Genomic DNA, 26,895 nt, shown 5'->3' on the forward strand with positions numbered 1-26,895 from the left:
CACGGGGGGATCGCGAAAGCGCAGCGACATTTTACTATCGGGATGTTTAGAACCCGACGGAGTGGGTAGAACCACTCTGAGGCGCCTCGACGGGGTGTCGTGTATTGGAAACCGCGGGAAAGGCAATGATCGATGAGTGACTTCGGGGCAACATACGACGAGATGACCGGCACCGCCGACAAGCTCGACCAGGGCAAGGACACGATCGAGTCGGCGCTGGACGAGTGCCAGGGCTATGTCGACGAGCTCGTTCAGGACGGGTTCAAGACGGAGAAGGCGTCCGGTAAGTTCCAGGACGGCTACACGGAGATGACGACCGGTCTGAAGGACGCCATTGCTGGTGTCGAGGACATGGCTCAGGCTCTGCGTGACATGGCCACGGCGATCCAGGACCTCGACAGCCAGCTCGCCGGCGGCTGAGAGCCTGACTCTCCGGCTGGTGGGGACGTGAACCGTCTCCACCAGCCTCCCTGACCATTGCGAGGCCGCCAGGCGGCCTCGGCGTGATGTAGACCAGCAAAGGACCTGGAGGCGAACTTCGTGGCAGACGTGTTGATTCCGTTCGACCGGATGGAGGAACTGAGCAACGCGCTCGGTCTGATCATCACCGAGTTCAAAGAAGCTGGCTCGCGCACGGGCGAACTGGAGAGTGCCATTCGTACGCCGCTTCCAGGCTGGACTGCGTTGAGGGATCGAGCAAGCGACTTCGAGTCGAAGTGGGACGACAAGCGTGAAACGTTGCGCGAGAAGCTCGAAGAGATGAAGAAGCGGGTAGACGAGAATCGTCAGGCTTGGGCCGACTTGGATGCCGAGCTCGCGCAGATGCAGGAGGGCACCTGATGACCGAGAACGACCCCAAGTACCGTCGGCCCTCCATGCCGGACACACATGGCGGGCGAGAGCTGCTGAAGATCGATGGCGACGCCGGAGACATCGGCACCAGGGCCGACGCGATCATCGACCTCGGCGAGAAGATGTCGACCGCGGCTGACACGCTGCAGCTGTTCGCCGACGGCGATCTCGGTATCGGCGACTCCTTGGAGAAGATCCGCGAACAGGCCAAGGAGGTCTACGCAGACCTGCGCACCGCGGGCCAGCGCTACACCCCGAGCGGCGAGGCGCTGAAGGCGTACTCGCAAGCACTCGAGACCGTTCAAGACGCGACCGACAGCCTCGTCACCAACGCCGAGACCGCCTGGGAATCGGTCAACACCACCTCATTCGCGCTACTCGAGGTCCAGCAGGCGCAGGAACAGCACGACCAGGAGGCCGAGAACAAGCCCGTAGGCGAGGGCGACGGCGAGTCCGAAGCCCAACGGCCCGACGCTTCGGGTGAGCAGGCAGCCTTCGACTCGGCAGTCTCGGACTGGGAAAGCTACTGGGGCGGCTACGACGCCCCGGTGTCTACCTGGGAGGACGCGTACGGCGTCGCTCGCGACGATCTCGAAGAGGTCAACGAGAACGGCGTCGAGGACGGGTTCTGGGACGACGCGATGCCCTTCGTCGAGGGGGCCTTGAAGGTGCTCCAGGTGGTCGGCTTCGTGGCGCTCATCATCGCGATCTGCCTTACCGGCCCCATCGCCGCGATCGCCGCGGTGATCGGGATCGTCGCGGGTGTGTTGACCCTCGCCTTGGAAGCGTCGAAGTTCTTGGGCGATCGTGGTTCGTGGCGAGGTATGGCGCTCGCGGCACTTGGCGTGGTTCCCTTCGGGAAGTTTGCCAGTCTGGGCAAACTCGCTGACGGGCTCTCATCTCTCAAGTTCTCCCGGCTCGCCGGTTCAGCAAGGACGTGGGGACGTGCCTTGGACAACTCCGCCATGAGTAAGTTCGGAGTTGATTCGGCGGACTGGATGGTGCGTCATGGGTTGAACACGCGCAACATGCTGCGCACCTTTACTCTGGCGACGGATGTCAGGCCCAATACGTACAGCCAGGTATTGCACGGCTTGTGCGGCTTCAAGCCAGGCCAGGTGCCGACGTCGACCGCGGATGCGATTGCAGGCACGTTCCAGGGTGTGGGCACCTCGATTTCCAACATCGTCGGTATGGGCGATCTAGTGACGGGCGGCTGATGGGTATCGCAGACGGACTTCGAGCTGAGCTCTTTGGGGCCACAGCAAAGACGCCACCGTTCGGGATGCTCTTGCCTGAAGGGTGGGTAGCCAGACCGGCTGATATGGAATCGCTGGGCGCTCAGGCTCAGTCAGCGCTTGCGCGAGTGCCGGGTGCAGACGGGGCTCGCCTACGCGCGAGCGTCGACTCCGTGATCGCCCAGGCGGGGACAACCCCGGAGTCACACGAGCGACTGATCGCCTGGATCAGCCAACAGGACGTGTCGGTAGATGACTTCGCTCCGATGAGTCTGGCGCTGGCCTGGTTGGAGGCACCCCCAGGAACGTCCATGACGTCCCTGGCCAAGCAACTCGTGAGCGGTCGCGGCGCGGGCCCTCTTGACGAAGGTGGCTCGATCCTCCGGTGGGTGGACCGCGAAGATCTTCTTGTCGACGGTGGTGTGGTGCACACCGTCCAGCCCACGTACCTGATCCGTGTTCCTCACGCCCCGGAGACCGCGCTCGTCATCCGCGCCACGATCCTTGATGGCGCGGAGGGCAACCACATCGATGAAGAGGGGATCGCGGCCATGACCCTTCTCAGCGACAGCATCGTTGCGACGTTCCGATGGAAGCGCCATGGCTGAGTTCACGATCCAGCCCGATCCTGCGCTCTGGCACGAAGTGCCCGGTCCGTCCGGAGAAGCGCAGTTCGTCGAAGACCGCTCGGCGGGACTCGTGGGCGACAGCGAACAGGTTGCTGCGACGATGGCCAAACTTGCGGTCGCTGCTCGCGCCACGACCGCGGATCTCACATTGTTGTTGCAGGAGCCGCGGTCCTCGCTGTACGCAGTGGCGACCTTCTCGCTCTACACCGACAAGGAACCAGCTGGGTCCATACAGGAAGCGTTGGACCTCGTCACTGGAGGCGAGGTTGGATCGTGGGAACCGACCATCGTCCCGGTCGAACTGGGCCGAGTACGCGGGTTTCGAGTCTCAGAGCTCTATCCGGCTGAGGTCGAAAGTGGTGTGGAATCGGATGCGACCGCATTGCACCTCACTCAGACGACATACGTCGTCTCGATCGCCGGAAACCTGGGGACGGTCTCGCTCTCTCCGGCCTCGTCTCCCGCCGCTGGTATGGTTCTGGCCCTTGTCGAGCCGGTGATATCGACCTGGGAGGTCACAGCTTGAACGACAGCAGCGACAAGGCCGTAAGGTCGAGGATCGATGACGCGGTATCTGCCACACCCGAGATCGATCTGACTGCATCTCGGATGGACGAGGTCGTCCTGAACGCAACGGGCAACGATGGAATCGTCGATGACCTCTTCGTTGCGGCGAAGAAGACAAGACAGTCCATGGAGCATGGAACTCATGCACACGAAGACGGACCGTTCCTTGGTTGTGTGGGCCTGCTTGCGTTGGTGACAGCGGCTGCTGCGGCGGGCGGGATCTTCGGCAGGTTCGGTCAGTCGCCCGGGTGGTCGTGGATGCCTCCAGTCCTCTCGCCGATGGTCGCTGTGCTGCTAGTCGTACTCGCCGCCGCGTCGTTTCGTCGCCCAGCGCGCCAGAGCTCGGCGAGGATGGGCACGTTCGCGCTCGTACTTGTCGTTGTCGCTGGTGGCGTCACGCTGTTTCTGCCTGGCGTAAAGCTGTGGGAGCAGGTGTCGATCGTGATCTCGGTGGTGGTTACAGGTGCTGCAGTCGTGTGGATGCACGTCGGCCGGGCGCGCAATGCCGAGGCGGCGCGGGATCGCGATCTTGCTTTCCTCCGTGCACGTCGTGAGGCGCGTGCGTCCCTCGCGGAGGAGCGGGTTCGAGCGACGCAGGAACTTGAGGAGCGATTGCGACGAGAGCAGGTCGACTTCGTCTATCTCGAGAGCCTCTGGGCACATGCCGCGGAGCGTGCTCAACGACGCGGCGTAACCGGAATCGACCGGGTGCCAGGCCCTATCGGTGCCTCGAAGCTGGCCTCGATCCTTGACATACCTCGCGACCACCGCGACGAAGCGGACGAGTTGACGGAGGCTGGCTGGGAAGCCAAACGCGATCCTCGTTGACTCCTGGTTCCCGGCATGCGCCGGCTGGGCATCAGCCAGAGGCGACGCCAGGACTCTCCGGTGTAGTGGGAACTCCTCCAGATGGCGGTGTCGCTTGAGCAGTGGTCGACCAGATGGCCGAGAGGTGATGAAGAACGCCGTCCGCGGTGTTGCCGCCGATGACCTCAGTGGCGGCAGCGAGGACTTCCGGGGCGGCGTTGGCGACGGCGTACGCCTGATCCGCTGCCCCGAACATGGGCAGGTCGTTGAGGTTGTCGCCGTAGGCAATGACTTGGTCGACGTCCAGGTAGTCGCGCAGCCAGGCGACGGCGTGGGCCTTGGTGGCGCGCGCAGCGCTGAGCTCGAGGTAGGTGTCCTGCGGATGGTGCGTGTCGATCTGCGCAATGAGCGAGAGCCTGCCGTCGGTGGCCGCCGCGATGTCGACGGTCAGCGCCGCGATGGCCGATGCCTCTCCGATGATCGTGGCGTAGAAGATGCCGTCGCGGGGGAGACGGGCCCAGTCCGTGGCCGGCCGAAACCGTCGGTCCCCGACCCTGTCTGCGAGAAAGCGGCGCATCCCTTCGGACTCTTCGCCCTCGACCCACGTCGCCCGCTCGGCTGTTGGCGTGCCGCTGTAGACGATCGGAGGAACCCGATGCTTCTCGCAGAGCCGGATCACGGTGTCCAGGTCGTCCTCCGCCCTGCGCTCCTCGTTGAGTATCGCGCCGGTGTGCGGGTCGAGCTGGAACGCACCGCCGGAGACGGTGACCGGGATCCGCAGGTCGAGCCCATCGGTGACACGGGTCGCGGAGACGTACGAGCGGGCGGTTGCGTACGTGAACAGCAGGCCGTTGGCGACGAGCTCGTTGATGCCGTCACGCGTTGATGGCGAGAGCACGGCGCCGGGGCCGAGGAGCGTGCCGTCGAGGTCGCTGAGGATCAGGGCGTTCATAGGCTCCCGTTTCTCGTCGGAGTACTTCGAGGCCGTTGGGGCCCGAACGTCGAGGCGAGTACTTCGCGGCGGGACGGTGCGCTAGCCTGCATGTCGGATCGGTCTATGAATGGATGCGTTCGTCGGCGCGCCATAGGAAGTGGAGATCGGCGAGATCGATTTCTCGGCGATCCTTTAGGAAGTCGGCGTAATTAGCGACGAGCCCTCCGGATGCTAGAACTAGACCTGGGACCACGAGGGGAGCGAAGGTAAGCAGCCCAACTGTCGTTAGAATGCCTCCAGCGGTTACTGCTACGGCGGAACGCGCACCGAGCAGGCGGGTTGACCTCTTCATCCTGAGTTCAAGCGCAGCCACTGCTGGCGTGAGAACGTCATCCACGACCGAGGCGCCCACGTGCTGCGCATCTTCGCTAGGGAGAGCCTTTAGGCGCTCCTCGATCGTACGTACCAAGGCTCCACGAAATACTTCGAACTCCTCTGGTTCATCGCGCCGAAGAACCAAGAGTTGATCCACGGTCGCGCCTTCGATTGCTGGAAGGCGAAGAGTCAGAGCGACGTCGGCCACTGACCTATCCGACGATCCTCTGAGGTCATAGTATTTGCCTTCCTTGAGCGCGGACTGTCCGAGTGCGCCACGAACGTCGCGAGAGAGCCAGACGCTACGGGTGAGGCCAGCTACGACCCTTTTTGCCTGGACGCGGGCGATATATGGACCGATGCGTGAGCGAGGCATTCGGCGTTCAAGAGTTCCTGTTGTTGTGGTGCTGATGAGGGGGTGTTGGAAGGTGTATCGTAGGCCTGAGCGCGTCTCCCTGAGGCTTAGTTCGAAACCCTTTGAGAGTTCACGCGTGAGTTCATCGACTGCTGCGTCAGTCGGAGGCATGCCCGCCTCGGCTGCGTGCTGGTTCATATGGTCGGTGCACAGTTGTGCTTTACGTCTGAACGTAAATAGTTCCTCGGCCCCGATGCTGCGAATATGAAGGGCTGCTGCGACGTGATTAGCAACCATCTTTCGGTGGAGCTGTCGATCACCTTGGGCCGTGCGAACAATGAACTCGTTGGGGTCGAGCCCGCTTACAATAATTCGGTCGAAGTAGCACCAAGATCGATACACGAGGTCGTCGACGGTCTGTTTTAGACACTCGGCCATTCCGCAGCCCAATACACCTGACAAATCTAGGCCCGTGCCTGCCACGAGTGAACGGCCGGCGCCAATTGGCTCTGGCGCGTGACTCCGCGCCACGTCCGCGGCGATGATTATCCGCTCGTATCCAGCAGGGGTACGAAGCACATCGTCGAGGGCGCCGAGGTCGGATATCCCCTCTTCGTCTAGCCAGTCAAGCAACCAATACGTTGCCATTCAACCTCCCGTGAAGTCAGCTCCTTCGCAAACCATCCCGGTGATGATATCCCCCACGCCAATGTAAGTATGTGCATCTTCTGGGGTCCATCGCGCCTTGCCATGACGGAGCATCTGATGAGGAGCGTGTAGGTCTTCGGGATGCTGTTTGGCTGCTCGTGTACCTCAAACTATGTATCGCCGGAAACCGGCCTGCTCGGGTGAACGCGTCCGGGGGATGGTGGACAGATGGACGCATCGCAGCAGACGGCGGACGAAGTCGCTGAGCGACTCTTCGGGTCACTCCTCGGCACGGTCGAGACGGTCTCGGTCTTCATCGGAGACCGACTGGGGTGGTATCGGTCGCTGGCGGACGAGGGGCCGGCGAGTGCGATCGAGCTGGCGGGACGTACGGGGACCCAGGTCCGGTACGCACGGGAGTGGCTGGAGCAGCAGGCGGTGGTGGGGCTGTTGGTGGTCGAAGCCGACGGCGAGCCGGACGAGCGGCGGTTCGCGATTCCAGAGAGCACCGCTGAGGTGATGACGGATACGAGCAGCTTGGCCTATCTGGCGCCCATCGCCCGGATGTTCGGGGCGGTGGGGCCGGCGCTGCCGCAGCTGATGGAGGCGTACCGGAACGGTGGTGGGGTCAGCTGGGATGAGCTCGGGAACGATGCGAGGCAGTCGCAGGCTGATGCGAACCGGCCGTGGTACGAGAAGCAGCTCGGGCCGGCACTGGCAGGCGTGCCCGAAGTCCACGACGTCCTCGCCACGAAGGGATGTCGGGTTCTCGACGTGGGCTGTGGCGGGGGATGGTCGAGCATCGCGCTGGCTCGCGCCTACCCCGATGCCACCGTGCTGGGCATCGACATCGACCAGCCTTCGGTCGACATGGCCGTCGCGAACGCACGCGAGGCAGGGGTCGAGGACCGGGTGAGGTTCGTCTGCCAGGACGCGGCCACCCTTGACGAGGGGACGGTCGACGTGGCCTTCGCCTTCGAGTGCGTGCACGACATGCCTCGGCCGGTCGAGGTGCTCAGCGCGGTGCGGAGGACGCTTGTGCCCGGCGGATCTATGGTGGTGATGGACGAGGCCGTGGCGGAGAGCTTCGCGCCGGACGGCGACGAGCTGGAGCGGCTCATGTACGGGTTCAGCCTCCTGGTCTGTCTGCCGGACGGGCTCTCGTCGCCGCCGAGCGTCGGGACCGGGACGGTGATGCGGCCCTCGACGCTGCAGGGCTACGGCGAGGCCGCGGGGTTCAGCAGGTTCGAGGTCCTCCCGGTCGAGGGGTTCGGGTTCTGGCGGTTCTACCGGCTCTTCTGATCCGTCGTGGCGACGAGCTGATCTCATGGCGCTTGCGGTGTGCCAGCTCTTCGACGCTCGGTCCGACCGGCTGGTGCGTGAGCTCTGGGCGCGGTTGGAGGAGGCCGGAGTCCGCACCATGGCGAGCCACACCCACGGCCACCACCACCCGCACCTCTCGTTCGCGGTCCTGCGGACGTGGGAGCTCCGTTCGGTGCGCGACACGCTCGACGGGCTTCCGGAGGGCGAACCGTTCCACTGCGCCAGTCATGGCTCACTGATCTTTCCGCGTGGCCGGGTGGCCCTGGCGCCCTCGTTCTCAGCCACGGTGGCGATGCGGCAGGACCGTGTCGCGCGAGCGCTCCTCGAGTCCGGAGCAGACCTGCACAAGCACTACCGGCCCGGTCTGTGGTTGCCGCACGTGTCGGTGGCCACTCGTGCCTCGGCGGACCAGCTTCCGGTGATCGTCAACGCCGTCGCCGATGTCCTTCCGCTCGAGCTGCATGCGGTTCGTACCGCCTTGGTGGACAGCAGCAGCGGCCTGATCTGGCGGCTGCCCCGGATGCTCTGACCGGCTCTCCTGACCGCATCCAGGCAGATCGGGCCTTGCGGGTCGGCGTACCGTGGCTCGGGAACCAGCAGCTCGCGCGAGGCGGCCCCATGAAGATCGCATTGTCCCGGGTCGTCGGCGCGGTCCTCGGCGCGCTCGTGCTCGGCGGGTGCGGCACCGAGACCCCCTCGGGGAAGAGCACACCGCCGGCACCGTCGAGCTCCCCGCCGGCCGCGAAATCCCCCACCGCATCCCCGACGGCGTCACCGAGCACAACCGAACCCGCGCCTCTGTCCTCCGACGGCCGGCCGATGCGCGGGGAGCTGTCCATCCCGGCGATCGGTCTGACCGACCTCGAGGTCGTGCCCTACCGCGGCTGGACCGACGACGCCCCGGGCACCGAGATCCAGAACAACGGCGTCGCGGCCAGCCCGTACGGCCCGCGCGGCGGCACCGGGCCGGGAGGGATCGGCAACTACCAGGTGACCGCCCACCGGCTCTCCTCGACGCGAGCGTTCCTCAGGCTGCCCGAGCTCGAACGAGGCGACCGGGTCCGGGTGCGGACCGAGGAGGCGACGTACGTCTATCGCATAACCGGCACCCGGGAGACCTCGTTCCGGTCGGCGGCGTCGCTGCGCGCGCAGCGCGCCGCCGTCCCCGGCAAACCCGGCCAGGAGCCCACCCGCGCGATGATCACGTTGTCGACGTGCGCCACTCCTGAGGATCACGCGGCCGGCAACTACTGGTCCGACGAGTTCGACAATCCCGAGCACCGCATCGACAAGATCGGGGTCCTCGTGGCCGTGCGGTGAGGGCCGGCGTCACTGACGGTCCAGGTCCCGACGCTGATGCATTCGCCCTCCCGCGTCGAGCTCGATGACGGTGTCGATGCCGATCCGCTCCAGGAACCCGAAGTCGTGGCTGACCACGAGCAGGGCGCCGCGGTAGGCGTCGAGAGCCTCGGCGAGCTGCTCGACGCTGGTGATGTCGAGGTTGTTGGTCGGCTCGTCGAGGATCAGCAGCTGGGCGGGCGGGTCGGCCAGGAGGAGGCGGGCGAGCGAGACGCGGAAGCGCTCGCCACCCGAGAGCGTACGCACCGGGCGGTCCACGCTGTCGCCGCGCAGGAGGAGCCGGGCGAGCTGGTTGCGGACGGTGCCGGGCGGCAGCTCCGGCGCCACGCTGCGTACGTTCTCCATCGCGCTCGCCTCGTCGTCGAGTCCGTCGAGACGCTGGGGGAGGAGACCGACCAGGTCGGTGAGGAGGCGGCCGCGCGGGCGGCCTTCCACAGGCTCGGATCCCTGCACGAGATGCGCGAGAAGCGTCGACTTCCCGGAGCCGTTCGCGCCGATGAGCGCGACCCGCTCCGGACCCTGGATCACGACGGTCCGGCCCTCGTCCTCCAGCTCCGCGATCCGGCGGCCGCGCGGCACGCCGGGATCGGGGAGGGTGAGGTGGATGTGCTCCTCGTTGCGTACGCGAGCACCGGCAGCGTCGGCGGCGGCCTGGGCGGCCTTCACCTTGTCGTCGAGCGTCGAGCGGAGAGAGCCGGCGGACGCCTGGGCCTTGCTGGCACGGTTGCCGGCCAGGATCTTCGGGATCCCGCCGTCCTTCTGGGTCTTCTTCGCGGTCCGCTCGCGCCGGGCGAGCTTCGTCTCCGCCTCGATGCGCTGCCGCTTCTCGACCTTGAGCGCCTGCTGGGCGGATCGAGCGGCCTGAAGTGCGGCCGCCTGCTCCTGCTCCTGGTGCTCCTTCCAGGCGCTGTACGGTCCGCCGTACGTGCTCAGCGTGCCGCCGAACAGCTCGGTGGTGCTGTCCATGTGGTCGAGCAGCTCGAGGTCGTGGCTGACGACCACCAGCGTCCCCGGCCACTGGTCGACGAACTCGGCGAGCTTGGCTCGGGTGGCTCGGTCGAGGTTGTTCGTGGGCTCGTCGAGCAGCGTGATCGGGGTGCGGCGGATGCGGAGGCCGGTGATCGCGATCAACATGCCCTCACCGCCGGAGATCTCGGCGACGCGACGGTCGAGGTCGGCCGCGGAGAAGCCGATCTGGTCGAGGGCCTCGTCGGCACGGGACTCGATGTCCCAGTCGTCGCCGATCGCGTCGAAGTGTCGTTGGTCGACCTCGCCGGCCTCGATAGCCCGGATCGCGGCGAGGATGCCGTCGATGCCGAGCAGGTCGGCGATCGTCGTCTCCTGCCGCAGCGTGAGCGTCTGCGGCAGGTAGCCGACCTCACCCGCGGCGTCGATGTGGCCGGACGTCGGGGTGAGCTCGCCGGCGATGAGGCGGAGCAGGGTGGACTTGCCGGCGCCGTTGCGACCGATCAGACCGGTCCGGTCGGTGCCGAAGGTGCCGTTGACCCGTTCGAGCGCGACGGTGCCGTCGGGCCACTCGAAGGTCAGGTCGCGCAGGGTGATGGCAGAAGGAGTGGACATGGCTGTGTTCTCTCGTCTCTTCCGTCGAGCGCCGACTGGGCGCGACGGGAATCAGGTACGTGTCGACAGAAACGCGAACGTGCCGGAGAGCCACACGCGTCGACGCCCGGGGAAGGGCGGACGCGCGTGTACGTCGAGAGTGATCGTTCACCGATGCGGAATCCCCGCACGGGCGAAGCCACCGGCAGTCCGGTGGCTAGATCTTGTCCACTTCGATCAGCTCCACGCCTTCACTTTAACAGCCGTACGGTCCCGCTCACCCGACGAACCCTTCCTGCTCCGCCTCCACGAACCACGGTGCTCGACGAAGGACGGGCAGCACATCATCGCGCACGTCCAGGAGCACCAGCTCGGTCTCGTCGGAGGCGAGGTCGTCGCGCAGCGAGCGGAGGGTGTTGAGCAGCGGGACGGTGACGTGGGTGAGGGTGGAGATGTCGAGGGTGACCGTCCGGGGTGCGGCGGCCTGCACCAGCTCGAGCGCCGCGTCGTAGGTCGCCTGGGCGTTGCCGGTGTAGAGGTCGCCGGTGAGCAGAAGGTGAAGCACCCCCGCAGGAGCCGAGGGGCGCTCGAGAAGGCGTACCCGCGGCTGGTTCACCGCGCGGATGACCAGCAGCAGCGTGAGACCGACGCCGACCGCGACGCCGAGGAGCATCCCGCCGGTCAGGCCGACGGCCGCGACGGCCAGAGCGACCCAGAGCTCTGCCCGGTCGACAGCGGCGTACGTCCCGAGCTCCCGTGGATCGAGCAGCCCGGCCACCGCCACCAGCACCACGGCGGCGAGGATCGTCTGTGGCAGATCGGCCAGCAGAGGCGCCAACGCGAGCGCGACGAGCAGCGCCAGACCGACCGTGACCAGCCCGGAGAGCTGGGTGCGAGCACCGGAGCGGAGGTTCACGGCCGACTGCGAGAACCCGCCCGCCGGCGGGAGCGACTGGGTGAGCCCACCGGCCAGGGCGCCGATGCCGGTGGCGACCAGCTCGCGGTCCACGTCGATGGCAGGTTCGTGGCGACGCCGGTTGGTCCGCGCCACCAGCACCGTCTCCAGGAACGACATGAGTGCGATGGCGATCGCGCCGGGGAGCAGCCCGATCACGTCGTCGACGACTGGCAGGCTCAGCGTCGGCAGCCCGGTTGGCACCGGGTCGATGAGCGCGAGTCCACGGTCCTCCACACCGCTGAGCGCCACGAGCACGATGCCCGCCGCGACGACGACGAGCGGTCCCGGCACGGCCGGGGCCAGCCGGCGGAGCACCAGGAGCAGCACGATCGCGGCGATCCCGACCACCGCGGTGACCGCGGAGAGCTCAGGGAGCTCACGGGCGACCGCGACGAGCTCCTCGACGAAGCCTTCCGCCTCCGGGTCTGTCGCCAGGCCGAGCAGAGCCGGCAGCTGGCTGGCGACGACGGTGAGACCCACGCCGAGCCGGATACCGGTCATGGTGGCGGGGGAGATGCTCTCGACCAGCGCGCCCAGCCGGGCCAGCCGCATGATCAGCAGGCACACGCCGACCAGGAAGGTCAGCGTGAACGCGGCCCGCATGAGCTCGTCGGGGTCGCGCTCGGGCAGCGTGGCCAGCGAGCTGGCCACCAGGACGGAGATGGTCGACGTCGTCGAGACGCTCAGCGCGCGTGAGCCACCGAGCAGGGCGTACGCCGCCATCGGCAGCAAGCACGTGTAGAGCCCGACGCTGGCCGGCATCCCCGCGATCGTGGCGTACGCCATGGCCTGGGGGATCACGACCGTCCCCGTCGCCAGCCCGGCGAGCACGTCACCGCGCAGCCACGAGCGGTCGTAGCCGCGCATCGTCGGGATCAGCCACGTCTTCACGGCCCCACTCCATCGTGACCGGGTGGTCCGGCAGGTCACCCGAGTCGGGGGAGGTCGCCCGCTGGAGGGCTTGCCTAGCCTCCGAGCACATACACGAGGAGGTTCTCCATGTCCGACAAGCCCAACATCCTGATCATCTGGGGCGACGACATCGGCATCAGCAACCTGAGCTGCTACAGCGACGGGCTGATGGGCTACCGCACACCGAACATCGACCGGATCGCAGCCGAGGGCATCCGATTCACCGACTCCTACGGTGAGCAGAGCTGTACGGCGGGGCGCGCGGCGTTCATCACCGGGCAGAACCCCTACCGCACCGGGCTGACCAAGGTCGGGATGCCGGGAGCGGACCTCGGTCTGCGTGCGGAGGACCCGACCATCGCGACGGCGCTGAAGTCCCTGGGCTACGCGACCGGGCAGTTCGGCAAGAACCACTTCGGAGACCGCGACGAGTTCCTCCCGACCGCGCACGGCTTCGACGAGTTCTTCGGCAACCTCTACCACCTCAACGCCGAGGAGGAGCCGGAGCAGTACGACTACCCGCGCGAGGACGAGTTCCCCAACTTCCGCAAGAGGTTCGGACCGCGCGGAGTCATCCACTCGTGGGCCAACGACGACGGCACCCAGCGCATCGAGGACACCGGCCCGCTCACCAAGGAGCGGATGAAGACGATCGACGACGAGGTCGTCCCCGAGGCCATGCGGTTCATGCGCGACGCCAGCTCGAACGACACCCCGTTCTTCGTGTGGCTCAACACCACCCACATGCACTTCCGGACCCACATCAAGGACGGCAGCCGCGGCAAGGCCGGACGGTGGCAGTCCGAGTACCACGACACGATGGTCGACCACGACGAGCTGGTCGGGTCGGTCCTCGACTTCCTCGACGAGAACGGTCTGGCCGAGAACACGATCGTCATGTACTCGACCGACAACGGCCCGCACATGAACAGCTGGCCCGACGCGGGCATGACCCCGTTCCGCAACGAGAAGAACTCCAACTGGGAGGGCGCCTACCGGGTCCCGGCCATGGTCCGCTGGCCCGGTCGCATCCCCGCGGGGGAGGTACGCAACGGGATCGTCAGCCACAACGACTGGTTCGTCACGCTGCTCGCCGCCGCCGGCGACACCGACGTCGCCGAGCGGCTCAGGACCGGGACCGAGCTGGCCGGCACGACGTACAAGGTGCACCTGGACGGCCACAACCAGCTCGACTACTTCACCGGCGAGGCCGAGGAGAGCCCGCGCAAGCACTTCTTCTACGTCACCGACGACGGCGACCTCGCGGGCATGCGGTTCGACAACTGGAAGTTCATCTTCCTCGAGCAGCGTCGGACCGGAACGCTGGAGATCTGGCTGGACCCGCTGGTCGAGCTGCGGGCACCCAAGATCTACAACCTGCGTCTGGACCCGTTCGAGAAGGCCGAGGGCACGTCGAACACCTACTTCGACTGGATGCTCGACCACGTCTGGCTGCTCATCCCGGCACAGACGTACGTCGCGGAGATGCTGGCCTCGCTGATCGAGTTCCCGCCGCGGCAGACGCCGGCGACGTTCAGCGTCGACCAGGTGATGGAGAAGCTCAAGGCCGGCATGTCGAGCAGCTGATGACCAGCCAGCCCCTCACCAGACAGCCCAGCTCCGGGCAGCCCAGCTCCAGGCAGCCCAGCGCCAGGCACCCGGTCGTGGACCTGCCCGGCGGCACCTTCACGATGGGGTCCGACGACCACTATCCGGAGGAGGCCCCGACCCACCGCGTGCGGGTCGGGGCGTTCTCGATCGACGCGCACCAGGTCACCAACGAGCAGTTCGCGAGATTCGTGCGCAAGACCCGCTACGTCACCGTCGCAGAGCGGCCGGTCGACCCTGCGGACTTCCCGGACGCGCCGCCGGAGAACCTGCAGCCGGGCTCGCTCGTCTTCACTCCGACCCCCGGCCCGGTTGACCTGCGGCACGTCAGCCAGTGGTGGACCTGGACGCCGGGTGCGTGCTGGTCGGCGCCGGAGGGGCCGGGCAGCTCGGTCAAACGCCGGCCCGACCACCCGGTCGTCCACGTCGCTCTCGAGGACGCGCTCGCGTACGCCTCTTGGGCAGGCGGCGACCTGCCCACCGAGGCCGAGTGGGAGTACGCCGCCCGCGGCGGTCTCGAAGGAGCGGCCTTCACCTGGGGCGACGAGCCGCGCCCGCAGGGCCGGATCATGGCCAACACCTGGGACGGTCCCGACTTCCCGTGGCGGCACACCCGGGAGAGCGGCTTCTCCCGCACGTCCCCGGTAGGCAGCTTCCCGGCCAACGGCTTCGGGCTCTTCGACATGGCCGGCAACGTATGGGAGTGGACCAGCGACTGGTGGACCGACCGGCACCCCGACGAGGTCGCGAAGCCGTGCTGCGTACCCGTCAACCCGCGCGGTGGCGACGCCGAGCAGAGCTTCGACCCCGCGCAGCCCCAGTTCCGGATCGCCCGCAAGGTCGTCAAGGGCGGCTCGCACCTGTGCGCCGACACGTACTGCCTGCGCTACCGGCCCGCGGCACGTCGTCCGCAGATGGTCGACACCGGCACCAGCCACCTGGGCTTCCGATGCGTACGACGCCCCGAGACCCAGCAACCAAAGGAGACACCGTGAACGACCAGCAGTTGCCGTCCTGGCGTCCGGGTGCCACCCGCGACGCCGTCATGGCCTTCCTCGACGCGGCCGAGGAGGTGCCCGTGGCCGACCGGATGGCGTGCTTCGACAACGACGGCACCCTGTGGTGCGAGCGCCCCACGTACGTCCAGTTCGACTTCTTCGTCGACGCCCTGCGCACCAGCGTTGCGGCCGACCCGTCGGTGAAGGAGCAGCCGGAGTTCGCGGCCCTGCTCTCGGGTGACCAGCAGGCGATCGGAGACATCGGGCTGGAGCGGATCGCGGTGGCCCTCACCGGCCTCTTCGTCGGCCTCTCGCCCCAGGACTTCACCGCGCGGACCCGCGAGTTCATGGCTCGCGCCGACCACCCGACCCTCGGGCGGCCGCATCGGAGCTGCACCTACCTACCGATGCTCGAGCTCATCGCCGAGCTGCGGCGCCGTGACTTCTCGGTCACCGTCGTGACCGGGGGAGGGACCGAGTTCGTCCGCGCCATCAGCCAGGACCTCTACGGAGTGCCGCCCGAGGCGGTGGTCGGCACGCTCATCGAGTACGACTACGCCCCGGACCCGCCGCGGCTGAGCCGGTCCGCACGCCTGGTCGGTGCCGCCAACGAGGGCACAGCCAAGGTGTCGAACATCCAGACCCAGCTGGGACGGCGCCCGATCCTCGCCGTCGGCAACTCCGGCGGCGACCGGGAGATGCTGGAGTGGGCGGCGGCCGGCGACGGCCCGACGCTCGCGCTGCTCGTCGACCACGACGACGCCGAGCGCGAGTTCTCCTACGTCAGCACCGCACAGACCTTCACCGAGCCCGAGCCGATCACCGCGGTCGGTGCCCGGCTCGGCTGGACCGTGATCAGCATGGCCCGCGACTGGGAGACGATCTTCGACTGAACCGCCGAGTCGGCTCGTCCTGACCACGATCCCCGCCGAGTCGGCTCGTCAAGACGAGCCGACTCGGCGGGGAGCTCTGTCAGTCGGGGATCGTGACGACCTCGATGACGTCGATGTCATCGGCACGCAGCGCGTGCAGGACACCCTGCAGCGCCTCCTGGTCGGGGACCTCGCCGGTGAGCGTCGACTGCTCGTGATGCGCCTGGACGGCCAGCTGCGGGAACGCCTTCTGGAGCTCGCGGGAGAGCTCACCGTTCACCCTGATCAGGACCCTCGTCATGGTCTTCCTCGACTGCTCACGTACCGCACGCTACGAATCACTTCAGCACCAGGGTTCACCGAATTCGGGTGATGCTGTCCGCACGCAGCGCCGGGATCGTCGATGACGAACGCAGTCAACGACAGCAAGGACGTGAGATGGCGACCCTGACGGTATGGAAGTACGACACGACCGACGGCGCAGACCAAGCTGTGAAGAAGCTCGAGGAGCTGGTCAGGCAGGATCTCATCATCCTCGAGGACGCCGCGACCGTGCACTGGGAGGTCGGCAAGAACAAGCCGAAGACCAAGCAGCTGACCAGCACCAAGGCCATGGGCGCGATGAGCGGCACGTTCTGGGGCATGCTCTTCGGACTCATCTTCTTCGTCCCGCTTCTGGGTGCAGCGGTCGGCGCCGCGACCGGCGCCCTGACCGGATCGCTGACCGACGTGGGCATCGACGACACCTTCATCAACAAGGTCCGCGACCAGGTCACCCCCGGCACCTCGGCACTGTTCCTGATGACCTCCGACGCGGTGGTCGACAAGGTGCACGAGGCGATGAAGGGCCACGAGGGGGAGCTGATCTTCACCAACCTCAGCAGTGAGCAGGAGAACGCGCTGCGCGAGGTCTTCGCCGAGTGACGTCATGGCCAGCCTGACCGCGTGGGTCTACGACCGGATCATGGGCGCTTCAGACGCCGAGGTCTGGCTCCAGGACCTGCAGGAGCGTGGTGCGCTCACGGTCCACGACGCCATCACGCTCACCTGGTTCCCGGGAGCGGAGGAGCCGCAGATCGGCCATCTTCGCCACCGTACGACGGGCGCCGCAGCCAAGGGCTCGTTGCTCGGAGGTCTTCTCGGGATCCTCGTGTTCAACCCGGTCGCGGGCGCCGTTGTGGGGGCGGCGTCCGCGGCCGCGGTTCAACGGCTGAGGCAGGCCGGCATCGGCGACGAGCTGCTCACCGAGGTCACCGGCCACCTCGGGCCCGGCAAGTCCGCACTCGTCGTGCTGAGCAGCGACGGGGACCCGGACGCGGTCGCCGCGGCGATGAAGCACGGAAACCCGACGCTCGTCTACGCCGAGCTGGACGACGCGGTCGCCGAGGAGCTCAAGGACATCCTCCGCGCCGAGACCACAGAACCGACTGACGACGGAGACTGATCATGGCGATGAACCAACCTCCCACCCGACGACTGCAGCCCACGGTGAACGCCGGCCGGCTCTGGGCCGGCGGTGCCGCGGCCGCAGTCGTGGCCGCGCTGCTCGCGGTCGCCGGCATCGTGATCGCCCGTGGCATCTTCGACGTACCCATCCTCGCCCCCGAGGGCGACGGGGTCTGGGGAGACGCCTCGACATGGTGGTACGCCGTCTGGGCAGCGATCGCCGGGCTGCTGGCCACGGCCGTCGCCCACATCCTCCTCCTGACCACACCGCAGCCGCGGACTTTCTTCGGGTGGATCGTCGGCCTGGCCACCGTCATCGCGGCGCTGTGGCCGTTCACCTCCGACGCGGGGCTGGACACCAAGCTCGTCACGATGCTGATCAACCTGGTGATCGGGATCGCCATCGGGTCCCTGGTCTCGACGGTCGCGCGGAGCGCGACCGTCCCCGAGATCCGGTGACGTCTCGCGGGCGGTCTCAGATCAGGCCGCGCCCGCGTGCCTCGCGCACCGCTGCCGAGCGGGTGTTGACCCCGAGCTTCTGGTAGATCGAGCGTACGTGGGTCTTCACGGTGTTCTCGCTGACTCCTTCGGCCTCCGCGATCTCGGGGATCGTCAGCCGCGAGGGGAGGTCGTGGAGCACGTCGACCTCGCGCGCGCTCAGCAGCGTGTCGATCACCCCCGTGGCGGGGTCGGCCTGCTCGGCGTGACGGGCGAGCAGAGCCGCGACGAAGCCCTCGGCCGGACCGAACCGTGAGCGGTTCCTCGACAGCAGCGGCTCCAGATGTGGCCACACGTCGATGAACGGCCGGCGGAAGTTGTTGGGGACCGCCCACTCGAGCGCCTTCCTGAGTACGTCGAACGCGCGGACGTTGTTGCCCATGGACGACTCCAGGGCCGCTGCCAGCACCTGCGCGTATACGACGGTCGTCGGTACGTGTGCCGCGCGGGTCCCGTCGAGTACCGGCTCGAGCTCGGTCAGCGCGTCGCGGGTCCGTCCGGCGGCTGCGAGTGTCTGCGCCTCCGGAATCGTGCTCTCGGCGCTGCCGGGCATCTGGTCGCGCACACGTGCCGCGATCTCTCCAGCCCAGGTCTCGTTGCCGATGGCGAGGGCCATCCTGATCTCCTGGGGCGTGCTGGCACTGATCGCCGCAGGAGAGACATGGTGAGCGGCGTCGAGCAGCGAGAGCCGCCGGAAGGTCTCGGCGGCTGCGGCGCGGTCTGGACCTGTCGTGGCCTCGAAGGTCGCCAGTGCGTGCATGCCGCGTATGCCGAGCCCGACCTCGGCGTCGTTCACCCCGTCCAGCGCTCGCATGCCGAGCTCGGCGTACTCCAGCTGTCCCCGGCCGTCGCCCGTCTGGAAGGCGGTCCACGCGGCGACGAGGTAGGAGTGGGCGAGCCGCGGCGAGTCTCGCCATCCATGCTGGGTGGCGAACGCGATGGCCTGGTCGGACCAGTCGAGGGCGGCCTGGAAGTCGCACATCGCGCCGGTCATCCCGGACAGCTGCGACATGGTCTCGAGCACGACCTGGTCGTAGCGACGGCTGCGGGCCAGCACCAGCGCCTGCTCGAGGTCGTCGATGGCTCCGCGGTAGTCACCGGCGCGCATCCGGGCGGGTCCGCGCTGGGAGAGGAGGACCAGGTTGACGTCGCTGTCTCCCGTCGTGGCGATGTCGAGGATCGCGCTGTCCTGCAGGGCCGCGACGACGTCGCCCCCGGCGAGGGCCCGCTGGACGACAGCCGCGGCGAGCATCGCTGCGTACGTCGGGTCGGACGGCGGATCGTCGACCGACGCCGCACTCAGCGCATCGTCGGCCGCAGGGAGGTCGTTCACGTCCAGCGCCGCCAGGGCGGCGATGACCGCGACCCGATGGTCGGTGACGGGCGAATCGCGGGATGCGATGGCCTCGCGCACGAGATCGCCGCGGCCGGACAGGACCATCTGGAGCCCGTTCGCGCGGAGCATGCCGACGAGCAGGGCCTCGTCACCAGCCCGAGTCGCGTGCCGCAGCGCGGTCGCTGGTTCGCCGTGTGAGTCCAGCCAGACGGCGGTGGCCCGGTGCTGGCGGGCCGGCGCCTCGACGTCGCGTCGGGCCAGAGCGGCGAGCAGGCAGCTCCGCAGCAAGGCGTGGTAGCGATACCACGCCGAGTCGCCCGACTGGCTGACGAGCGCGTTCGCCGCGCACAGCCGGTCGAGCAGGGCACCGGCGTCGGGTCTGCCGGAGAGGTGGGCAGCCAGATCGATGGACAGGTGGTGGGGCGCGCAGGTGGCGTAGAGGAACTCGACCAGCTCCGGGTCGAGCCGGTGGACGACCTCGGTCAGGACGTACTCGATCACCGTGCGGACATCGCCGTCGAAGGCCGCGACGACCTCGGCGGGGTCGTCGCCACCGACCATGGCCGCGAGCACCGCCATCCGCAGCGCGGCGGCCCAGCCCTCGGTCAGGCCGACGAGATTCGAGATCGCGTCGGCCGTCATCGGGAGGCCGCCGGCCGCGAACAGCTCCAGCGCCTCGACGTCGGTGAAGGCGAGATCCTTGCCGCGTACGTCCGAGAGGGACCCGTCGAGCCGCAGCCGGTGGAGCGTGAGCGAAGGCTCGGACCGACACGCCATCACCAGCCCCACCTCGGGCGGCAGCTCGGCGAGGAGGATGTCGAGCCCGCGCAGGACCTCGGCGTCGTGGAGTAGATGTACGTCGTCCAGCACGATCCAGCGCACACCGGCGACCAGGAGCGACTCGACCACCTTCGTGACGAACCTCGGCTCGGTCCCCTGCGCGGGCGGGGTCAACCCGTCGAGCTGCTCGGTCCTTCCGGGCAGTCCGGCCAGGACCAGCGCCTCGATCAGCGCCGACCAGAACTCGTAGGGCCTGTCGTCCTGCTCGTGCAGCGACAACCAGGCCACCGGTTCATCGCGGGCGGCGGCACGGGTGGCCCAGTCGGCCACGAGCATGCTCTTCCCGTAGCCCGCGGGCGCGCAGACCAGAGTGAACCGGCTCTGCCCGACGGCATCCTCGACCAACCGGGCTCGGCTGACGAACTTGGGCAGTATCCGGGGAACGTGCAGCCTCGTAGCCGCCACGTAGGCACGAGAACCGGTGTTCAACATCCGCAAACGAACGCTCCTCGCATCTCCGACAAGTCTTTATCCGCAACCATCCAATCAGCGGCTCTTCGGCAAAGTAAGGAGCAAAGGGCCTATATACCCGGCCCCAGATACGCCCAGTCGGGTGGTCGCGCTCACCCCTATCGGGTGATACGGGCGGGCCACACGGGCTAGACCATGGTTGGGTGAGCCCCAGGACACAGAGCCCGGAAGAGCCGGCCACGGGCTGGCCACCGCAGTTCAGGGTCCTGGCGGTCCTGATCGGATCCGCTGCGGTGGTGATCCTCGTGGCCGGGCTGCAGGCAGCCAGCAGCATCCTCGGACCGCTGTTCCTCGCGATGGTGCTGACCATCGTCATCCACCCGGCCCGGAACTGGCTGGCGCGGCGCCTCCCGGCCGGTGTCGCCACCACCCTCTCCATCATCGCGGTCATCGTCGGCGTCGTTGGTCTGGGCGTGTGCGTGCTCCTCGCGGTGGCTCGCTTCGCGACCTTGCTCAGCACCTACAGCGGTGTCGCCGCGGAGCAGGTCGAGGAGCTGACCGACTGGCTCACCAAGGTCGGTATCGGCACTGACGAGGTGCTCAAGATCGTCGAGTCGTTCGACCTCTCGAACCTGCTGTCCGTCGTCTCCGGTGCTCTGAACGGGATGTTCGGGGTGCTGTCCACGATCGTCTTCATCCTGGCCCTGTGCCTGTTCATGGCCATCGACGCGACGGCGCTGCCGCGCCAGCTCGCCTCGATCAGCCGCCGGCGCCCGGGCCTCGTGGGTGCCCTGTCCTCGTTCGCGGTCGGGACGCGTCGCTACCTGCTCGTCTCGACGGTCTTCGGCCTGATCGTCGCCGCCCTCGACACGCTGGCCCTCTACCTGCTGGGCGTGCCGGCGCCGTTGGTGTGGGGACTGCTCGCGTTCCTGACCAACTACATCCCGAACATCGGCTTCGTCATCGGCCTGATCCCACCGGCGATCCTGGCGCTGCTGGACGAGGACCTCTCGCTGATGCTCGCGGTCATCGCCGTCTACTGCCTCCTGAACGTGGTGATCCAGTCGGTGATCCAGCCGAAGGTCGTCGGTGAGGCGGTGGGTCTCTCGGTGACCCTGACGTTCCTGTCACTGATCTTCTGGTCCTGGGTCATGGGTCCGATCGGTGCCGTGATGGCGGTCCCGTTCAGCCTGTTCGTGCGCGCGGTCTTCGTGGAGGCCGATCCGGACAAGAGCTGGCTGATGCCGCTGATCGCGGGAAGCGCCCCGGTGGAGCTACTCGGGGATGGTGACGATCTCGATGACGTCGACCCCCAAAGAGCTCAGTAGGTCCAGCACCCCCTGCAGCTCCTTGGCGTCCGCGAGGTCACCGACCAGGGTCGTCGTCGCAGGCTGCGTGGCCCGGGTCAGGTGCGGAAACGTCTCGAGGACGTCGTCCGACACCGACGAGCCCACCCGGATGAGGATCCGGGTCATGAGCGCATCACGCCGATCAGGTGTCCGTTCACGTTGGCTCCAGAGAGTGGCCTTGGACGGTGGTCTCATCAAGGTAAGCGGGCCGGCGCCCGGAGCGGTCACCGGAAACGGGCGAGGGTGAGCCCTCGTGCCCCGGGGAACACTGCTCACGTGAACGTGGCTGCCCTGCGGGGCCGGGTGGAGGCCCTGGTCGCCCACGTCCCTCTGCTGCGGAAGCTGGCCACAGAGATCATTCGGATCGAGTTCATCGACCGGTGCATGCTGATCGCCGCCCAGGCGCTCCTGGCCATGGTGCCGATGCTGGTCGTGCTCGCGGCCTTCCTGCCTCACCTCACCGAAGCCGCGCTGCAACAGGTCTCGCATGTCACCGGCCTCGGCGACGAGGCCGTCCAGCAGGTCTCCGGAGAGGTGGATCTGGACCAGGTGCGTTCCGAGACCGGTGCGGTGGGCCTGGCGATCACGATCGTGTCGGCGACGTCCTTCGGCCGTGCCGTGCAGCGGACGCTCGAGCGGGTCTGGGAGCAGGAGCACGTCGGAGGCGTGCGCGGAGCCGGTCGCTGCCTGCTCTGGGTCGCCGTCTGGCTGGCCTGTCTCGGGCTGGTCAACGCGGTCGTCAACCTGATCACCGACCCTGGGGACCTGCTCCGGCCGCTGCTCCAGGCCGTGGGCGCGATCGCCGTGTGGTGGGGGACCGGCTGGGTGCTGCTGTTCGGACGCACCCGAGGATGGCTGCTGCTCCCGGGCGCGGTGCTGACCGGTGTCGTGCAGGTCCTCTACAGCCGGGGCTCGGCGTGGCTGATGCCTGTGTACGTCGAGTCGAACGCCGAGCAGTTCGGCATGCTGGGCGTGATCCTTGCGCTCTCGACCTGGCTGATCGGCTTCGGCGGGATCATCGTCGGCGGTGCGCTGCTCGGGCGGCTGCTCGTCGAGGACCCGGTCATCACCTGGTTCGTGCAGCGGGTGCGTGCGTTTCTCACCCGGAGAAGGTGAGGCCGGCGGAGCCGGCCTGCGCTGAAGTCGGGCCATGGGCGAAGCAATAGGCGAGTCTCTGCCGATCGCCGTGGGAGTGCTCGTCAGCCCCATGCCGATCGTCGCACTGGTACTCATGCTGGTCAGCGGCCACGCCAGCTCCAATGGGGCGGCCTTCGTCGCCGGGTGGCTGGCGGGCATCTTCGTGCTCGGAACGCTCGTCGCCCTGCTCGTCGGTGCGGCCGGATCGGGAGAGGCGGAGACCCCGACCTGGGCGGCCCTGCTGAAGGTCGTCCTCGGAGCGTTGCTCCTCCTGCTCGCCGTACGCAGCTGGCAGGGCAGGCCCGAAGAGGGAGAGACCGCGCCGACCCCGTCGTGGATGGCGGCGCTGGACGAGTTCAACGCGTTCAAGGCGTTCGGCACAGGCGTACTCCTCGGATCGGTCAACCCCAAGAACCTGCTGCTCGTGGTCTCGGCCGCCAGCACGATCGCGACGGCGACGGCGGTGACCAGCGAGCGGATCGTGGCGATGGCCGTCTTCACCTTCGTCGCCAGCCTGGGCGTGCTGGTGCCGTTCGGCATCTACCTGCTGGCCGGTGAGCGCGCAGCCCGGCTCTTGGAGGGCATCAAAGCCTGGATGATCGCCAACAACGCGACCATCATGACGGTTCTCCTCGTCGTGCTCGGGGTCAAGATGGTCGGCGACGGAGTGGGGTCGCTCTGATGGACACATCCACCTGGGTCGCGAGCCTCGTCAGCGCAGCACTCGTCGCCGCCCACATCACCGTCTGTGTGGTGGCCCTGGGCGTGATCCCCGGCGGCCGGAAGCCGTCCACCGGCCTGGCCTGGCTGTTCCTCATCCTGGCGCTGCCCGCGTTCGGTCTGCTCGCGTTCCTGCTCTTCGGGAGCACCAGTGTGGGCCGCAAGCGCCGGGCATGGCAGCGGCAGGTCAACGACCTGGTCAGTGCCGAGATCAGGTACGACCCGGCGGCACAGACGGCTCCGGCAGGCCCCTCGGTCGGCGCCGTGCGGCTCAACGAGCGCCTGGGATCGCTGCCCATGACCGGGGACAACCGGGTCGAGGTCCACCCCGACTACGCCCGGACGTTCGCGGCGATGACCGAGGCCGTACGCGGCGCGAAGTGGTTCGTGCACGTCGAGTTCTACATCTCGGCCTGGGACGAGGACACCAGCGACTTCTTCGACGCACTTGTCGACGCCGTCGCCCGCGGGGTGGAGGTACGCTTCCTCTTCGACCACCTCGGTTCGCGCGGCATCCCCGGCCACCAGGACATGCTGTCGCGGCTCGAGGGTTCCGGCATCAAATGGGCGCCGATGCTGCCCGTCCGGCCACTGCGCGGTGAGCTCCGCCGTCCGGACCTGCGCAACCACCGCAAGATCCTCGTCGTCGACGGCGTGGTGGCGTTCGCGGGCTCCCAGAACCTCATCGAGCCCGGCTACAACAAGCCGAAGAACCACAAGGCGGGTCGCAAGTGGGTCGACCTGATGATCCGGATCGAGGGGCCTGCGGTGCGGGACCTGGCGGTCGTCTTCGCGACCGACTGGTACGCCGAGACCGCCGAGAGCATCCGGGACCTGCTCCTGCCGCGCGAGCCCCTGGAGCTCCAGCGGACGGAACGCGCCGCCGAGAACGTGGCATGCCAGGTCGTACCGAGCGGTCCCGGTTTCGTGACCGAGAACAACCTGCGCCTGTTCAACACCCTGATCTACGGCGCGCACTCGCGGATCTGCCTGGTCAGCCCCTACTTCGTGCCGGACGAGTCGCTTCTCTACGCCGTCACGACCGCCGCTCAGCGGGGTGTTCAGGTCGAGTTGTTCGTGAACGAGGGCGCCGACCAGTTCATGGTCTTCCACGCTCAGCGCTCCTACTACGCCGACCTCCTCGACGCCGGCGTCCGGATCCGGCTCTACCCGGCGCCGTACGTCCTCCACACCAAGTTCTTCACCGTCGACGACACGATCGCCGTCGTCGGGTCCTCGAACATGGACTACCGCTCCTTCGCGCTCAACTACGAGGTCATCGTGCAGATCGAGAGCGAGCAGGTGGTCGACAACCTGCAGGGCGTGCTCGACGACTACCGGGAGAGGTCGAGCGAGCTCAGCATCGAGGCGTGGGCGCGGCGCGGGCACATGGCCGCGTACGTCGACAACGTCATGCGCCTGACGGCGGCTCTTCAGTAGCCCGCTCCTGAGTCGCCGCCGCGAGGGCGGCCTCGACCGTGGGGTAGACCAGCGGCGGGCCGTCCTCGGCGGCCTCGCTCAGGACGTCGCGTACCTGGCCCACATCGCCGGCGAGCGTCAGGCCGGCGCCGAGACGCTGTAGGTCGGCACGCAGCTGGGTCAGCATCTCGGTGGCGGTGACGTCGATCGACGGTGTCGCCCGGCCGTCCAGCACGACCAGTCGAAGGTCCGGCACGTCGGTGGCGAGCTCACGGACCCGCTCGCGTACGAAGTCGGCGTTGACGAACAGCAGGGGAGCCTCGACCCTGACCACCAGGACACCCGGGACCCCTGCGTACGCCGGATTGCGACTCTGGTCGACCCACAGCCCCGGGTGCGCGGACGCACTGTCGTCATCGGTGCCCTCGACCGGGGCCAGCGGCGCGATGTGCGGCCGCGAGGTCCGCGCGATGAGCAGGACGACCGAGGCGGCGATACCGATCACGAGACCGGGCAGGGTGTCGAAGACGAGCACGCCGATCAGCGCCGCGACGGCGCCGACGAAGTCGGCGCGGGCGCTGATCTGGTAGATCTTGGTGACCTGTCCGGTCCGGACCCGCCACAGCCGGCGCAGTGCGGAGATGTCGACGAGCTCGATCACCGCGGCGATCACGATCGCCGCGAGGGTGGCCTCGGGAAGGTCGGCGAAGAGCTTCGTCATGAACAGCAGGGTGAGCAGCGTCAGCACTGCGGCGGTCACCGCCGAGAGCTGCGACTTCGCTCCGGCCGAGCCGTTGACGGCGGTCTTGGACAGCGAGCCGTTGACCACCATGCCGCTGGCCAGGCCGGCGCCCAGGTTGGAGACGCCCAGACCGAGCAGCTCGCGGTTCGGGTCGATGTCGTAGCCGCTCTTGGCTGCGTACGTCTTCGCGGCGCCCAGGCCCTCGGCGAACCCGACGAGCATCACGCCGACGGCGGCCGCGAGAAGGTCGCGGAAGTCGGGAGCCGACACGTCCGGGAGCCCGATGGCGGGCAGGCCGGCGTCGATGTGGCCCACGATGGCGAGCCCGAGTTCGTCGAGGCCGAGCAGGGCGGTGAGCCCGATGCAGACCAGCGCCACGATCAGGGAGGCGGGAAGGAGCGGTACCAGCCGCCGCAGGGCGAGCAGGACGGCGAGGCTGCCCACCCCGATGGCGATGGTCAGCGCGTCGACGTCACCGAGCTGGCGCAGCAGGTCCCAGGCCTTCTCGAAGAAGTTGCCCGAGCCCTTCTCCACGCCCACCAGCGACGGTAGCTGTCCGATGATGATCGTCAGCGCGAGCCCGATGATGAAGCCTCGTAGGACCGGCTCGCTGATGAACGCTGCCAGGAATCCCAGGCGCAGCAGGCCGGCGATGAGCGCGACGATCCCGGTCGCGATGGCCAGCCCGACGGTGAGCGCGACGACGTCGGCTCCATCGGACGCGAAGTCCGCCACGATCCCGGCCGAGAGCGCTGCGGTGGCCGACATCGGCGCGACGATCAGATGGCGCGAGGAGCCGAGCAGGCTGTAGAGCACCAGCGCCGGCACGGCGGCGTAGAGGCCCACGACCGGCGGCACGCCGGCGATGGTGGCGTACGCCAACGACTCCGGTACGAGCACCGCCCAGACCGTGAGCCCGGCGAGGATGTCGGACCTGATCCAGGACGGCGAGTAGCCGCTGAAGGACGGAGCGATGAGTCTGGCCACGATCGGTGAGGCTGC

The 26,895-nt window shown here is 67.9% G+C and carries 27 protein-coding genes; 19 read left to right on the forward strand and 8 right to left on the reverse strand.

Annotation, left to right across the window (positions count from 1 at the left end; genetic code table 11):
- Window positions 1-132 precede the first annotated feature (132 nt).
- From ABTX24_RS02320 to ABTX24_RS02345, 6 genes are all read left to right on the forward strand, one after another.
- Window positions 133-420 (forward strand): WXG100 family type VII secretion target, encoded by a 288-nt coding sequence (locus ABTX24_RS02320; protein WP_008356172.1) that lies wholly within the window; start codon window positions 133-135, stop codon window positions 418-420.
- 120 nt (window positions 421-540) lie between these two features.
- The gene (locus ABTX24_RS02325; RefSeq protein WP_160023958.1) at window positions 541-840 is read left to right on the forward strand and encodes a flagellar protein FlgN; all 300 of its coding nucleotides are present in this window, start codon (window positions 541-543) and stop codon (window positions 838-840) included.
- Window positions 840-2,072, forward strand: coding sequence for a BAR domain-containing protein (locus ABTX24_RS02330; protein WP_160023957.1), 1,233 nt, complete (start codon window positions 840-842; stop codon window positions 2,070-2,072). The genes ABTX24_RS02325 and ABTX24_RS02330 overlap by 1 nt, the downstream gene beginning before the upstream one ends.
- A 191-nt stretch (window positions 2,073-2,263) precedes the next feature.
- A complete protein-coding gene (locus ABTX24_RS02335; RefSeq protein ID WP_160023956.1) occupies window positions 2,264-2,698 on the forward strand; it encodes a hypothetical protein in 435 nt (144 codons plus the stop codon).
- The gene (locus ABTX24_RS02340) at window positions 2,691-3,245 is read left to right on the forward strand and encodes a hypothetical protein (RefSeq protein ID WP_350837171.1); all 555 of its coding nucleotides are present in this window, start codon (window positions 2,691-2,693) and stop codon (window positions 3,243-3,245) included. Before ABTX24_RS02335 ends, ABTX24_RS02340 begins: the two co-directional genes overlap by 8 nt.
- Window positions 3,242-4,114 carry a hypothetical protein gene (locus ABTX24_RS02345; protein WP_160023954.1) on the forward strand — a complete coding sequence of 291 codons (873 nt, stop codon included), beginning with the start codon at window positions 3,242-3,244 and terminating at the stop codon, window positions 4,112-4,114. Before ABTX24_RS02340 ends, ABTX24_RS02345 begins: the two co-directional genes overlap by 4 nt.
- 31 nt (window positions 4,115-4,145) lie before the next feature.
- On the opposite strand, the gene ABTX24_RS02350 is transcribed toward ABTX24_RS02345, so the two are convergent.
- Both ABTX24_RS02350 and ABTX24_RS02355 read right to left on the reverse strand, forming a co-directional pair.
- Window positions 4,146-5,045 (reverse strand): HAD family hydrolase, encoded by a 900-nt coding sequence (locus ABTX24_RS02350; protein WP_160023953.1) that lies wholly within the window; start codon window positions 5,043-5,045, stop codon window positions 4,146-4,148.
- Between the two features lie 103 nt (window positions 5,046-5,148).
- A complete protein-coding gene (locus ABTX24_RS02355; protein ID WP_160023952.1) occupies window positions 5,149-6,405 on the reverse strand; it encodes a hypothetical protein in 1,257 nt (418 codons plus the stop codon).
- A gap of 228 nt (window positions 6,406-6,633) precedes the next feature.
- On the opposite strand from ABTX24_RS02355, the gene ABTX24_RS02360 reads away from it, so the two are divergent.
- From ABTX24_RS02360 to ABTX24_RS02370, 3 genes are all read left to right on the forward strand, one after another.
- A complete protein-coding gene (locus ABTX24_RS02360) occupies window positions 6,634-7,707 on the forward strand; it encodes a class I SAM-dependent methyltransferase (protein ID WP_350837174.1) in 1,074 nt (357 codons plus the stop codon).
- 25 nt (window positions 7,708-7,732) lie between these two features.
- A complete protein-coding gene (locus ABTX24_RS02365) occupies window positions 7,733-8,257 on the forward strand; it encodes a 2'-5' RNA ligase family protein (protein ID WP_350837176.1) in 525 nt (174 codons plus the stop codon).
- 89 nt (window positions 8,258-8,346) lie between these two features.
- Window positions 8,347-9,048 (forward strand): class E sortase, encoded by a 702-nt coding sequence (locus ABTX24_RS02370; RefSeq protein WP_350837178.1) that lies wholly within the window; start codon window positions 8,347-8,349, stop codon window positions 9,046-9,048.
- Window positions 9,049-9,057: 9 nt separating this feature from the next.
- Here ABTX24_RS02370 and ABTX24_RS02375 read toward each other — a convergent pair whose 3' ends face one another.
- A complete protein-coding gene (locus tag ABTX24_RS02375) occupies window positions 9,058-10,668 on the reverse strand; it encodes an ABC-F family ATP-binding cassette domain-containing protein (protein ID WP_350837180.1) in 1,611 nt (536 codons plus the stop codon).
- A gap of 256 nt (window positions 10,669-10,924) precedes the next feature.
- Entirely contained in the window at window positions 10,925-12,496 is a 1,572-nt protein-coding gene (locus ABTX24_RS02380) for a SulP family inorganic anion transporter (RefSeq protein ID WP_350837182.1), read from the reverse strand.
- 108 nt (window positions 12,497-12,604) lie between these two features.
- Between ABTX24_RS02380 and ABTX24_RS02385 the strand changes: the two genes are divergently transcribed.
- From ABTX24_RS02385 to ABTX24_RS02395, 3 genes are read left to right on the forward strand one after another with little or no spacing between them, the layout of a single operon-like run.
- A complete protein-coding gene (locus tag ABTX24_RS02385) occupies window positions 12,605-14,104 on the forward strand; it encodes an arylsulfatase (protein ID WP_350837184.1) in 1,500 nt (499 codons plus the stop codon).
- A complete protein-coding gene (locus tag ABTX24_RS02390) occupies window positions 14,104-15,120 on the forward strand; it encodes a formylglycine-generating enzyme family protein (protein WP_350837186.1) in 1,017 nt (338 codons plus the stop codon). The genes ABTX24_RS02385 and ABTX24_RS02390 overlap by 1 nt, the downstream gene beginning before the upstream one ends.
- Window positions 15,117-16,016, forward strand: a complete 900-nt coding sequence (locus ABTX24_RS02395) for an HAD family hydrolase (RefSeq protein WP_350837188.1) — start codon at window positions 15,117-15,119, stop codon at window positions 16,014-16,016. The genes ABTX24_RS02390 and ABTX24_RS02395 overlap by 4 nt, the downstream gene beginning before the upstream one ends.
- Window positions 16,017-16,095: 79 nt before the next feature.
- On the opposite strand, the gene ABTX24_RS02400 is transcribed toward ABTX24_RS02395, so the two are convergent.
- Entirely contained in the window at window positions 16,096-16,296 is a 201-nt protein-coding gene (locus ABTX24_RS02400; RefSeq protein WP_160023944.1) for a DUF8691 family protein, read from the reverse strand.
- A 137-nt stretch (window positions 16,297-16,433) separates the two neighbouring features.
- Between ABTX24_RS02400 and ABTX24_RS02405 the strand changes: the two genes are divergently transcribed.
- The 3 genes from ABTX24_RS02405 to ABTX24_RS02415 are packed head-to-tail and all read left to right on the forward strand — an operon-like array spanning window position 16,434 to window position 17,900.
- Window positions 16,434-16,919 carry a DUF1269 domain-containing protein gene (locus tag ABTX24_RS02405; RefSeq protein WP_160023943.1) on the forward strand — a complete coding sequence of 162 codons (486 nt, stop codon included), beginning with the start codon at window positions 16,434-16,436 and terminating at the stop codon, window positions 16,917-16,919.
- Between the two features lie 4 nt (window positions 16,920-16,923).
- Entirely contained in the window at window positions 16,924-17,439 is a 516-nt protein-coding gene (locus tag ABTX24_RS02410; protein ID WP_160023942.1) for a DUF1269 domain-containing protein, read from the forward strand.
- Window positions 17,440-17,441: 2 nt separating this feature from the next.
- Window positions 17,442-17,900, forward strand: coding sequence for a DUF6069 family protein (locus ABTX24_RS02415; RefSeq protein WP_350837190.1), 459 nt, complete (start codon window positions 17,442-17,444; stop codon window positions 17,898-17,900).
- A 16-nt stretch (window positions 17,901-17,916) separates the two neighbouring features.
- Here ABTX24_RS02415 and ABTX24_RS02420 read toward each other — a convergent pair whose 3' ends face one another.
- On the reverse strand, window positions 17,917-20,520 hold the full coding sequence (locus ABTX24_RS02420) for a winged helix-turn-helix domain-containing protein (RefSeq protein ID WP_350837192.1): 2,604 nt from the start codon (window positions 20,518-20,520) through the stop codon (window positions 17,917-17,919).
- A gap of 209 nt (window positions 20,521-20,729) precedes the next feature.
- Between ABTX24_RS02420 and ABTX24_RS02425 the strand changes: the two genes are divergently transcribed.
- Window positions 20,730-21,854 (forward strand): AI-2E family transporter, encoded by a 1,125-nt coding sequence (locus ABTX24_RS02425; RefSeq protein ID WP_350837194.1) that lies wholly within the window; start codon window positions 20,730-20,732, stop codon window positions 21,852-21,854.
- On the opposite strand, the gene ABTX24_RS02430 is transcribed toward ABTX24_RS02425, so the two are convergent.
- Entirely contained in the window at window positions 21,801-22,001 is a 201-nt protein-coding gene (locus tag ABTX24_RS02430) for a DUF8691 family protein (RefSeq protein ID WP_160023938.1), read from the reverse strand. The two genes, ABTX24_RS02425 and ABTX24_RS02430, sit on opposite strands and share 54 nt — an antisense overlap.
- Window positions 22,002-22,151: 150 nt before the next feature.
- Here ABTX24_RS02430 and ABTX24_RS02435 point away from each other — a divergent pair, with 150 nt between their 5' ends.
- From ABTX24_RS02435 to cls, 3 genes are read left to right on the forward strand one after another with little or no spacing between them, the layout of a single operon-like run.
- Entirely contained in the window at window positions 22,152-22,991 is an 840-nt protein-coding gene (locus ABTX24_RS02435) for a YhjD/YihY/BrkB family envelope integrity protein (protein ID WP_350837196.1), read from the forward strand.
- Between the two features lie 34 nt (window positions 22,992-23,025).
- Window positions 23,026-23,694, forward strand: coding sequence for a GAP family protein (locus ABTX24_RS02440; RefSeq protein WP_350837198.1), 669 nt, complete (start codon window positions 23,026-23,028; stop codon window positions 23,692-23,694).
- Complete coding sequence (cls, locus tag ABTX24_RS02445; protein ID WP_160023935.1) at window positions 23,694-25,172, forward strand: cardiolipin synthase; 1,479 nt, start codon at window positions 23,694-23,696, stop codon at window positions 25,170-25,172. Before ABTX24_RS02440 ends, cls begins: the two co-directional genes overlap by 1 nt.
- On the opposite strand, the gene ABTX24_RS02450 is transcribed toward cls, so the two are convergent.
- Complete coding sequence (locus ABTX24_RS02450) at window positions 25,144-26,880, reverse strand: SulP family inorganic anion transporter (protein ID WP_350837200.1); 1,737 nt, start codon at window positions 26,878-26,880, stop codon at window positions 25,144-25,146. The two genes, cls and ABTX24_RS02450, sit on opposite strands and share 29 nt — an antisense overlap.
- Between the last annotated feature and the right edge of the window lie 15 nt (window positions 26,881-26,895).

The organism is Nocardioides sp. NPDC127514 (genome assembly GCF_040302125.1).
Taxonomy (GTDB): domain Bacteria; phylum Actinomycetota; class Actinomycetes; order Propionibacteriales; family Nocardioidaceae; genus Nocardioides.